We start from the raw sequence: 10171 nt of genomic DNA, 5'->3' as shown, positions 1-10171 counted from the left end.
GAAGTCTCATAGTTGGAAAACAGGCGATTGCCCAGGCGCAGAGCCTGGTCGTTGCTGTGCTTGTCCTCTTGGTCGAGCTCGCCCCAGTCCGCCTGCAGGTGACGCCGCAGGTAGGTCACGGGGTTGAGCTCACCGCGTTCCACCAGCTCGCTCACCGCTGCCGTCATGACGATCCGACCGGGGTCGAAGCGTCCAGCCGGTAGCCGGAGCGGTTCAGGTGCTGCAGGTGGTGGTGGCTCGGCCGCTGCCGGCGCCGAGGTAATGGTCAGGACCTGTCCCAGCGTCTGAGATCCTGGTGTCATGTCCCAGGCCCGGATCACGGGCACGAAACGGTCGGTCAGGATCCGCGACTCCAGTACGCTACCGTCCTCATCCTCGGTGAACTCGGTGCGGCTGACCTTCTCCTTGTAGGTGTCGCCCTTGAGCACCAGGACACGCCCATTGGGAGAGGTGACCACGCCCGAGATCGCTCCGGCCGCGAGGGCCAGCGCCAGGTGCCATTGCGACAGCGCCTTGACCGGTGGTCGTGGTACTTGGCCAGCCTGGCCAAAGTGCAGGGTGAAGTCGCTCCAGAGTCCGCCCAGTCGACCTGTCTCCAGGGCGAGCTGCTCGGGCTCTAGGGTGACGCGGTAGAAGTGCTCCAGCTCCGTGACGGCGGCCGGCACACCATAGGGTTCCCCGAGCCATATATCCGGTAGCGGTTCAGCCGAGGCCTCGCCGCTGCCGATCGCGCGGAAGTGCTCTCGGGTTGCCTTGACGTCAGCGGGTCTCGCCAGGTCCTGCCGGCGGATCCGGATACCGAAGATCACCACCTGTTTGAAGGTCGGATCCGCGGCCGCGTGGATCCGCAGGCTGGTGAAGTGGTTGCAGAGCCATCCACACAGTTCATCGTCCAGGACGTAGTGCGGCACGATCAGCACCAGGGTGCCGCCGTACTGCAGCAGCGGTAGCGAGCGCTGATAGAACAGCTTCTCCAGTCGCCGGCGGCCGCTGCCTTGATACTGGGTGGCGCCGCTGTGGTCGGCGACCAGGTCGCCATAGGGTGGATTGAGCCAGAGCAGCCCAAAGGCCTGGCGCGTGACGATGGTGTCCATCAGGTCGCCCTGCAGGACGCGATCAAGCAGGCCGCGGGCGTGCTCGGCGCGCTCCCGATCGTACTCCACCGCGCAAGCCTGGACGCGCTCACGCCCGAGGGTATGAGCGGCTTCTGCCAGGGCCACACCTTCGCCGGCGCACGGATCGAGGATCCGCATGGTGCCGGTGGAGGCAGGGCTCAGGGCCTGCAGGGTACGTTCGAGGGTGACCTCATCAGTAGGGTAGTAGCCAGCTTTGGCAAAGTTGCGCGCCAGGCGCGGAAACATCAGGGCCATGGTCGGAGCTCCAGTGTCGGGAAAGTGAGGGAGGAAGGGCCGCAAGCGGCCCGATCAGGAAGTGGTGAGCTGACCAGCACGGATGCGCTGGCCAAGGTGGTACTGCAGCTCGTCGAGCTTGAGTCGGAGTCGCCAGCCGGCCAGGTCGCCCAAGGCGCCGGGTAGGCGCTCGAGCATCTGCTCCTGCAGGAGCAGCTCCATGACCGGTCCCTGCCAGTGCGGCAGGAGCGGGAGCGGGCAGGTGTCGACCACCAGCGGCCAGAGGCTGGCCAGGGGATCGATGTTGTCGCGTACCAAGGCGTAGGCCAGGTGATTGGCACGATCCGGTACCGCGCAGCGCCCGTCGAACAGCCAAACGTGAAGCAGGCTGCCAAACAGGGTGCCGCGCAGCTGGCGGGTCGTGCGTTTTTCCAGTCGCTCAGCGTCCGGAAAGACCAGCAGGCTGCGGCCGCTCTGGACCAGGTGGAATTGCTCGAGGCCGCCTTCGCTGCGTCCCAGGGTGAGCCTGGCCAGAAACTCCTGGACGGCGGTGTCGCGGCCCCAGGCTGAGAGAAAGATCAGCCGCCGTTCTTCATCGCAGACGCAGGCGTCTACCAGCAGATCGGGACACTCATCGATAGGGTAGAGGGGCATCGTCAGCTCCTGAGGGAGGCAACGCGCCCGGGGGCGGTTGCCCCGAGGTGGGTGAGAGAAGGCGCTCAGCACGCCGCGTGGTATCGCCGGACGCCTTCGCGCCATTCGAGGTTGATGCCGTGGGTGGCCTTGGGCAGAAAGTGCAGCGGGCAACTCCAGTAGAAAGGCCCCGAGCTTTCATCCAGTGACTTGTGGCCCCAGCGGCCTCCGTGAACATCCAGCAGGTCGCAACCGATCAAGGTGCAGGTTTCGCCGGCGGCCACGCCAGGAAAGACGCCATCGCACTTGGGTACCAGCTTCACGATCTGCCACAGCACGTTGTCGACCAGGTGATGATCGATGACTGTACGGGTGCAATTGTCGGTTTCGCCATTGGCGATCAGTTCGGCGATTAGCGCATCGCGCGTGGGGTGAGAAAACAGCCAGCCCATAGGGAAGGTCCTTGTGGTGATGGCCAGGCCTTCCCGCTGGGAGAGGTCCCAGCCGGGTGTGGTTGTAAGGGTGAGGTCAGGCCGCGCGATTCCAGGCTTGCGACTTGAAGTCCATGGTGTAGCCCAACTGGCCCAGCCGCTGGCATTGCTGCCGGAGGCGTTGCCGGTCGACCGTGGAGTCCAGCCGCACGGTCTCGCCAAGTGGCCAGACCGTACCGAAGAGCTCCTGGTCAGCTTCATCGACATCCGGCTCAGGTGTCAGCTGAGTAGAGGCTGGTGATGCCGGCATTCCGAAGGGTGCGTTGTCGTCTGCAGGCGCTACCGGAGCGCTGGCAGGCCTGGCGGGACGAGAGGGTTGTGGTCGAGCCTTTGGCGGGGGCGCCGCAACAGGTTGCTCTTCATCGAGTGGATCTGGTGACTGCGCATCGATCTGGGCATTGTCGTAGGCCGTCAGGGTGTCGAGGTCCTCGAGCACCATGCTGTCCAGGCGTGCGCGAATCTCGATGACCAGGCGGCCACCGGTGCTGTAGGACGATGCACGGATCTCGGTGATGACGAACTCGCCGCGGTACTTGCCCTCGACGTGTTGCTCGAGCACAGCGTCCTTGATGACGAATACGCCGATAGAGGTAGAGAGCCGGCCGACGTTGAAGGCGCCGTTGCGTCCCTGGATGGTGCGGATGGCCAGATGGCCGGGGATCTTGATCATGGCGGTCCTCGTGAGTAGGGGGCACGCCATGCCCGACAGGGGATGGGTACCCTGTGGGAGAAAACGGTGAAAGGTGCATCCATCGGCGGAGCCGACCGCTTGCGCTACCGGATGCTCGGCAAGCTTGGGGTTGGATCAGCGCAGGGCGCCGTGGTCTTGAGATCCTGACCACCTGGGCATGGCTGACAACGTCAGCGGCATGTGGGATGAATTCTGAAAGCGACGCTGTAGCTGGTCAATAGGCCTGACAAAAGAAAGGCGCCTTGATGAACTTACCCCCGAAAGCTGGACGGCTTGGAAACTGAGTGTGAGCGCTTGCGGGGTTTTGGCAACCCCTAGGCGTCGAGCTCTACGACTACCAGCACAGCTGGCACAGTATCTGCCTAGATACAGGTACGAACGCGAAAGCGGCAAATCCTTGCCGCTTTTGCCGCTATCTATTTTTGGGCATACCCTTAGGGCACCTCACAATGATCAACACAGCCTCTCTCAAAACCTATAGCAGCGTTCTGAATACTGGAACCAGCATGACTGCTGGTAAATCAGCAATAGCTAGAAGCCAGGATCAGCAAGCGGTTACCCCAGCAGCGACTCAAAAAGCGGTAGCTGCAACCCAAGGAGAGAGGGTCAGCATCAGTGATGAAGCGCGTGCAGCCTTAGCCAGCTCCACTACAGCCTATGATGCGATCGCAAACAATCCAGACCCAACCATCTCAGTGAAACAGTATGCAATACCTGACTGGTATGCTGACTTGTTGGTTGACACTGCTAAACTTCCAGGCTCCCCTGGTTACTCAATGAGTGATAATTCAACTACCTCGAAGCTTATGTCAGCTGACAGCGGTACTCGCAATGAATACTTCAAGCTCATCATGAGTCATTATGAGAAAATTCAGAAAGACAATGGAATCACCAATCAGGCTGATCACTACAATTCTCTTATTGCAGACAAAGCTACTAGCGAGAAGCTGAGGCTGCAATTCCAACAAAGCGTACAATCGGATACGCGCTTGGTCGAGCTAATGCAAAAAATTGGCATCCGCCTTAGCTGATGATCGCCTGATTTATAACGCAGGCCGCCGGATAGCAAGCTCGACGTTCTGGTTGGCTAGACGATAGTTCACGGGTGACTTTCCACCCAAAGAGATCTTCATTCGCTCATTATTGTAATAGTGGATGTATTCGGCAATAGCGGCCTGCAGCTCCTCTATGTTTGCGAAGCATTGAAGGTACAGAAGCTCAGTTTTGAAAACCGCAAAAAAGCTTTCCATCGCTGCATTGTCCAAGCCCAGCGTTTCCGTGTCGCCGAGGTGAAGCTCCTGGCCGTTCTCCATAGCCCCGAACCGCGTAGACCACGGCGCGTATTTGCCCGTTGGCCGAGTAGAGGGCGTGCTGGTCTTCCGTGACGTCACCGGGCTCGACAGCCAAGGCATGGGTCTCGTTGAAGATGCTGTGGTGACCTATCAACTGGTCGTCGGCTAGATCCTGCTGCTCTGCAGTTATCTGCCGGTAGCAGGGCTCGAAGTGATCATCGTAAGTCACCAGCAGCTCGCGGCGAACGTACAGGTCTTGGTAGCCGCGAATGAAGGGGTTGGCGGTGGTCATGGGGCTCTCCTCAGGACGAGGAGCCGCCCAGAGGGTCGGCCCCTCTGGGTGGTGTGGTGGTTGATGGAGCTCAGCGGAGCTAGGGTTTAGGGGTGTTCCAGGTCCTTCTCGAAGAACATCGAGAGGTCCTGGTGTTGGCAGGTGTTACAGGTCATCTCGCAGGTGTCGTCCCAGTCGGACTCAGCATCCTCGGACGCATCAAGGTCCGGTCGAGGTGGTATCACTCCCCCCTCAGCGGAGACGTCGGTAGAACCGCACTGCGGGCAGGTCCAGCACATGGCTATTCCTCCTCCGGGTAGTGCGGCCAAACGCTTCGCTGGGCCAGCTCGACGACTTCACCGAAGCCGTTGGCTATGGTCATGTCGGCGATCAGCTCGATAGGGCTATTGCCCCATACCAGCAGCATCACACCTTCGTGGCCGGAAGTGCTTTCCGATAGGAAGCGCAGCTTGGCCAACTCGGTTTCCGCCGCGTGCTTGGCGATCTCATCAGCGGACCAGATAGCGTGGATAGGCCCCCAGGCCTCGCCATCCCACAGTTCAGAGGCGCGCCACCCTTGGCGTTGTAGATCGGTCAGGACGGCTACCAGACCGCTGTGTTCGGTTACCGCCTGGGCGGTGGAGGTGGACGAAATGTTCATTGAAGACTCCTCGGACGAGGAGCTGCCCAGAGGGTCAGCCCCTCTGGGTAGGTGTATAAAGGTGAAGCTAGATGTGCCGCAGGTCCTGCAGGTCAACGAGCCCTTGGGTAGCTCGCATCAGCAGGGTCTGAACACGAATCTCGGGCTCCTCAGCGAAGCCGGGGTAAAGCAGCTCGGCGATATAGTAGTCGCGTCCGTCGAGTACTCCCCTGACATCCACGACCCGTAACGGCGACGCAGTGTGCTCAGGATCGGTCAGGAGGCGAACCCGCTCGAAGTGCGTCAGGTAGGCTTCGAACTCATCCGTGGACATCAGGGTGTAGAGGTGCAGCGGGCGACCGTCATCGTCCAGCTCGCTGCCGAACGAATCAAACGACAGGGAGTAGAACAACCGCGGCTTGAGCCCTTGCGCGCGAAGCGTCGAGAGTCCTGTCAGGGCCTCCCGGAGGCTTGCTGCACAGCTGTGAATGGCGTTGCCGATAATCAGATGGTGAGGCATAGCGAAGATCCTGATATTGGCAGACAGCCGCCCCCTGGGGACGGTGTCCCCGGGTGGGAGGGTGAGATCAGGCGCTTAGCAGTGCACGGACGTGCGGCCGCCAGGCTTTGTGGACCAGCCGGCCCCTGAGTAGGTCAGCGTCGGTGTCTAGCAGTCGCGAGGTACTGAAGTTGTCCCAGCCGTGTTGGAACGCAGAGCGCGATCGCAACAGCTGGATCTGAGCCAGCACCACCTTCTCTTCCTCGGCCGTGCGGCAGGGGTCGATCCAGTCGATGCGGCGGCTCTCACGATCCACCTTACCCGCCATGACCAGGTGGCCGTGGCGATCAGAAACGGAGATCCGTTTCGGGCAGAAGGTGAGCGCTGCTGCAGGTATCGGATAGCGGTCTTGTCGGACTGCGTCCAAGGCGATGGGCAGGATGTCATCGAGCAGGCCGCAATGGCCGAGCTGGACGTAGCCATCGATGTGGAAGGTGCCGCGACGGGAGTCTTCAAACAGCTCCATCGATCCGTGCAGGAGGATGGTGAACTGTCGCTCGAAGAGGTCTTGGCGAAGAGACGTACCAGGTGCGTACGGGTTGCTGACGAAAGCGTGGCCTTCGAAGTGTTGAATAATCAATTCCATGATGCCTCCAACGTCCCGGGATCCATCATGCCCTTGAGGGATGATGGATCCCTTAAGGGTAGATTTCAGCTCGTCAGATACTCAGCGAATGCCGAGTCCACTTCCCTGAGTTCAGTGCATTTTCGGCAGCTTTATGGCTGCGGAAGTATTCGGTCGACTCGCGACTGAAGGGCATGCCCTCATCGTCCACGGTGCCCAGGTAGAAACCACGCTGTGATTTCAAAACCTGCAACGGGTAGTTGTTGCTGACGTCATCGAGACCGAACTTGCTGTGAGCAGGTGCGGTATTGGTAGCCATGGGGCCTCCAAAAGACAAAGGCGCCCGAGGGCGCCTATAGGGTGTGGTCAGTCAGGCCTGGACGCGGTCAGCGCTGGTAGCGTTCATCTCGAACAGAAACCAGGCGTTGTCGCAGAACAGGTCGCTGCTCAGCAGCTCTTCGGTGACGTCGTCATAGGAGACTTCGGCAACGATGGGCAGGGCGGGCAGCTCGGACTTGAGAGTGGCGATGACTTGCATGATGGGCTCCAAAATTCAGCTAATGGAGATCACCATGCCCCGGTCCGGGGATGGTGCCCCCGGATGGGTGTGCGAAGAGAAAGGTGGCAAAGCCTGGGTAGAGCAGGGGCGCCCGGTGGGCGCCTGGAAGAACTGGGTGACTCAAGCGGCGGATTGGTCGCTGTCATCCCCTTGATCCGTACCTTGCTGCTCAGCCGGGGCTGCATCGCGCGGTTTGGCTTCGTAGACGATCTCACCTTCTACTTTGATCCAGCCGATGTACAGGAGGCGACCTTTCAGGCTTGCGCCGTGTTGTCCCTGCTTCGGTCCGGAAGAGTAGGTGAAGGGATCAGCCCAGCAATCACCGATGCGGAAGGACACGAGGACCTTCTTCTCAGCGTTGACGGCTTCAATGCAACGACGAACCAGCTTTTCAGCTTCGGCACCGACGACATTGCAGTCGATGTAGCGGTATTCCACCGCTTCTTTGCTGCCGCACAGGGCTGCTACGGTGACGGCCAAAAACGGCTTGGCGCCTCTGCCTTTGGGTTTCACTTCGCGGATGCGGTTGAGGTAACCGATACCGGTGGTGTGCAGGTCGAAGTATTGGCTTTCGTTGGCTTGGTTGCTCATGGTGTATCTCCAGTTTCAATAGGTGAAAACGGAGAACACCTTGCCCGGGAGGGGAAGAGTATTCCCCGCGTGGGTGGGTGTAGCCAGAAAGGGTGGTGCCAGGTCAGTGCATGAATTTCATCGCGGCCAGCAGGATGCCGACAGCAGCAGAAAGCATGACGCCCATGCGGATGGTGAGCTTGAGTTCGTTTTGTGCGAAATCAGCCTTTGTAGTGGCCTGAAGCTTTGCGAAATCAGCTTTGATGTCCGCGAATTCGGCCTTGGTAGAAGCCTGAATCTTTGCGAAATCAGATTTGATGTCTGCGAAGTCAGCCTTGGTAGCCGCCTGAAGCTGTGCAAGATCAGCCTTGGTAGCCAGCTGGGTTTGCATTTCGATCTCCAGAGCGTCAACGACAGCAGTGGCTTTGTCTTCCGCGACATCGATAGAAAGCAATGCCTGGTACAACGCTAAGCCGCTTCTCATAGAAGGTCTCCAGGTTGTGACGGAGACCTGCCCTGACGGGTAGTCCCGTCGAGGGTGGGTGGAAGGTGCATTCATCAACCGGGGGTGCCGGTCAATCGTTCGCGCTACCGAATGCTTAGCGAACTTGGGTTTGGATCAACGCGCTTGGGGCGCATCGCAGTCGTGAGATCCTAGACTGCCTGGGGCATGTTGCTGACAACGTCAGCGGCATACACCCTCAGAATGTTCAGGGCCGTATCGCTTGTCAATACCCCTGAAATGAAAAAGCTCTCCGAGGAGAGCTTTGGTAGAGCTGTGCATCAATCCGAGTGGAGCAGCTTCAATGCCTTATGTTTGACGTTGGGCCAGTCTAGCCAGACTGGCGTAGCCACACAGACGATCAGCAGCACTGACAAGAGGGTGATCCCAAAGGCGGTCTGACTCATGCCTACATCGCAGCTATCAAGATGAGTACAAAAGCGATGAGCATGAGGGACACGTCGATCGTGAATCTGCTCACTAGCGGGTCGATGTCAGAGTGGGTACTCAATTGGGGTGTTGCCACATGCGGCTGGGTATAAAGCTGACGCTGTGCTAGACCAGGCTTGGCAGCCTGTTGCGCACGTATGTGAGCCTCCAAGGCCTCGACGACAGCCAATGCCTTATCTTCCGGTATCTCGACCGAACGCAACGCCCGGTACAACGTCAAATCAAGTCCCATGAAATGCCTCCATGGTGCGAGAGTTTTCGGTGGTATAAGGACTGACAGTGTCAGAGGGTCAACACTCGTTAGTATCTCGGAAACTAAAAAGCCCTCCGAGGAGGGCTTTGGGGTGTGCACTATCTAGTGAGATCGCAGCAGCTTCTGCGCTTTCAGTTTGAAGTTGGGCCAGGTGACCCAAATCGCCATGCCAGAGCAGAAAAGCAAAAGAAAGGTCAGCATGAGGATGCCGAAGGTGGTCTGACTCATGTCATTCCTCCACGGTAAGGATGATACCTATTAACCAGATTAGAACACCTACTGCGAGGGCACAAGCCGTCAACAGTCGGTGATCGCTGAGGAAGACACCTACGATGCCGGCAGCCACCGCGGTGGTCCCAACCTTTCGCAGATCCTCTGCCACAGCGGCTTGTTTTCTGATAGCCATAGCTTTCCTTTCAATTGTGACGTCAGGAAAACCGCCCTGACGGGAGGTTTCCTGACAGGGGTGTGTAAGGTGTGAATCAGCTGGCCAGCGCGACCTCAGGGTCGAACGGGGCGATCAGCTGGTCCAAAGAGCCCGGACGCAGCACACGAGGTGCTGGCGACTGGACAGGTTCAGCGGCAGAAGCAGCAGCTTTGGGTTTGCGTGGCTTGCGCTCACGCTTGGGCTTTTCAGGCTGGGCTTCCTGGGTGTTCTGCTTGAACCAGGTGTTGAGGTCGATCGCGTTGCGGCGAACGAACGCCGGCACGTGATCCATCTCCTCGAGCACGGCAGCCGATATGATCGGTTGCGGGAACTCGACTACACGACGTTCAGCCGGTGCTATGGACGGACGTGCAGCACGTGCCTGGGCTTGAGCATTACGCACGGAGCGAATGACTTCACGCAGGGCAGTACCGACGGATTCGCCAAAGCGATAGCTCAGGGTAGTGGTGGTCATGGTGTTTCTCCTGCAGGTGAGTAATGCGGAGAAACACTGATCCCGGGCGGGGGAGTGTGTCCCCGCTGGGTAGGTAAAGCAGATGTGTGAGGTGCCTCCATCAACCGGTAGAACCGGTCAACCGTTCGCGCCTCCGGAAGCTTGGCGAACTATGGGTGCGGATCGACGTGGGTGGCCACGTTACAGTCTTGAGATCCAGAACTGCCGGGCATGTTGCTGACGACGTCAGCGGAACATGGGGCAATCATCGGAGGCGGCGGCTAGGACTGTCAAGCGGAAGGAGGGCAGAGCAAGGCAGGAGCGGAAGCGGCAATCGAGCGGGGGGAGGAAAGCAGGAGAAGCGCGCCAGGCGCAGCGCTGGGTCTAGCAGCAAGGCGCCTCGGCGAAAGTGAGGCTAGTGGAGCTCAAGAGAAAGATGCCACCTATGAGCGTGAGCACCGGCAC

Annotated in this window: 16 protein-coding genes and 1 pseudogene; 1 reads left to right on the top strand and 16 read right to left on the bottom strand. The window is 59.6% G+C overall.

All coding sequences use genetic code 11. The features are described from left to right. From RND78_RS27085 to RND78_RS27070, 4 genes are all read right to left on the bottom strand, one after another. The coding region (locus RND78_RS27085; RefSeq protein WP_312733254.1) for a DUF6094 domain-containing protein at positions 1 to 1370 on the bottom strand (1370 nt) is incomplete at its 3' end. A gap of 54 nt (positions 1371 to 1424) precedes the next feature. Next, positions 1425 to 2003: a hypothetical protein gene (locus RND78_RS27080; RefSeq protein WP_312733253.1), complete on the bottom strand. Its 579-nt coding sequence runs from the start codon at positions 2001 to 2003 to the stop codon at positions 1425 to 1427. A gap of 65 nt (positions 2004 to 2068) precedes the next feature. Further along, entirely contained in the window at positions 2069 to 2434 is a 366-nt protein-coding gene (locus RND78_RS27075) for a hypothetical protein (protein WP_312733252.1), read from the bottom strand. Between the two features lie 76 nt (positions 2435 to 2510). Next, entirely contained in the window at positions 2511 to 3143 is a 633-nt protein-coding gene (locus RND78_RS27070) for a DUF3275 family protein (RefSeq protein ID WP_312733250.1), read from the bottom strand. 527 nt (positions 3144 to 3670) lie between these two features. On the opposite strand from RND78_RS27070, the gene RND78_RS27065 reads away from it, so the two are divergent. Further along, the gene (locus RND78_RS27065; RefSeq protein WP_312733248.1) at positions 3671 to 4195 is read left to right on the top strand and encodes a hypothetical protein; all 525 of its coding nucleotides are present in this window, start codon (positions 3671 to 3673) and stop codon (positions 4193 to 4195) included. A gap of 12 nt (positions 4196 to 4207) precedes the next feature. On the opposite strand, the pseudogene RND78_RS27060 reads toward RND78_RS27065, so the two are convergent. From RND78_RS27060 to RND78_RS27005, 12 genes and pseudogenes are all read right to left on the bottom strand, one after another. Next, positions 4208 to 4429, bottom strand: a pseudogene (locus RND78_RS27060) (IS3 family transposase); the annotation flags it as partial. Next, positions 4383 to 4748, bottom strand: a complete 366-nt coding sequence (locus tag RND78_RS27055) for a hypothetical protein (RefSeq protein WP_312733246.1) — start codon at positions 4746 to 4748, stop codon at positions 4383 to 4385. The gene RND78_RS27055 and the pseudogene RND78_RS27060, both read right to left, overlap by 47 nt. A gap of 280 nt (positions 4749 to 5028) precedes the next feature. Then, positions 5029 to 5388, bottom strand: a complete 360-nt coding sequence (locus tag RND78_RS27050) for a hypothetical protein (RefSeq protein ID WP_312733244.1) — start codon at positions 5386 to 5388, stop codon at positions 5029 to 5031. A gap of 67 nt (positions 5389 to 5455) precedes the next feature. Next, complete coding sequence (locus tag RND78_RS27045) at positions 5456 to 5887, bottom strand: hypothetical protein (RefSeq protein ID WP_312733242.1); 432 nt, start codon at positions 5885 to 5887, stop codon at positions 5456 to 5458. Between the two features lie 67 nt (positions 5888 to 5954). Further along, a complete protein-coding gene (locus RND78_RS27040; protein ID WP_312733239.1) occupies positions 5955 to 6512 on the bottom strand; it encodes a hypothetical protein in 558 nt (185 codons plus the stop codon). 73 nt (positions 6513 to 6585) lie between these two features. Further along, positions 6586 to 6810: a hypothetical protein gene (locus tag RND78_RS27035; protein ID WP_312733238.1), complete on the bottom strand. Its 225-nt coding sequence runs from the start codon at positions 6808 to 6810 to the stop codon at positions 6586 to 6588. A gap of 51 nt (positions 6811 to 6861) precedes the next feature. Then, entirely contained in the window at positions 6862 to 7029 is a 168-nt protein-coding gene (locus RND78_RS27030) for a hypothetical protein (protein WP_312733237.1), read from the bottom strand. A gap of 141 nt (positions 7030 to 7170) precedes the next feature. After that, on the bottom strand, positions 7171 to 7641 hold the full coding sequence (locus RND78_RS27025) for an STY4534 family ICE replication protein (protein ID WP_312733236.1): 471 nt from the start codon (positions 7639 to 7641) through the stop codon (positions 7171 to 7173). Positions 7642 to 7744: 103 nt separating this feature from the next. Next, complete coding sequence (locus RND78_RS27020; protein WP_312733234.1) at positions 7745 to 8104, bottom strand: hypothetical protein; 360 nt, start codon at positions 8102 to 8104, stop codon at positions 7745 to 7747. A gap of 427 nt (positions 8105 to 8531) precedes the next feature. Then, complete coding sequence (locus RND78_RS27015) at positions 8532 to 8804, bottom strand: hypothetical protein (protein ID WP_312733233.1); 273 nt, start codon at positions 8802 to 8804, stop codon at positions 8532 to 8534. A 123-nt stretch (positions 8805 to 8927) separates the two neighbouring features. After that, positions 8928 to 9053, bottom strand: a complete 126-nt coding sequence (locus RND78_RS27010) for a hypothetical protein (RefSeq protein WP_312733232.1) — start codon at positions 9051 to 9053, stop codon at positions 8928 to 8930. 254 nt (positions 9054 to 9307) lie between these two features. Further along, positions 9308 to 9727, bottom strand: a complete 420-nt coding sequence (locus tag RND78_RS27005; protein ID WP_312733230.1) for a hypothetical protein — start codon at positions 9725 to 9727, stop codon at positions 9308 to 9310. Between the last annotated feature and the right edge of the window lie 444 nt (positions 9728 to 10171).

The sequence above is a fragment of the Pseudomonas oryzihabitans genome (assembly GCF_032027545.1).
In the GTDB taxonomy this organism is placed as follows: domain Bacteria; phylum Pseudomonadota; class Gammaproteobacteria; order Pseudomonadales; family Pseudomonadaceae; genus Chryseomonas; species Chryseomonas oryzihabitans_F.
The sequence above is the reverse complement of the archived record's forward strand: the minus strand, read 5'-3'. Positions and strand labels throughout refer to the sequence as shown.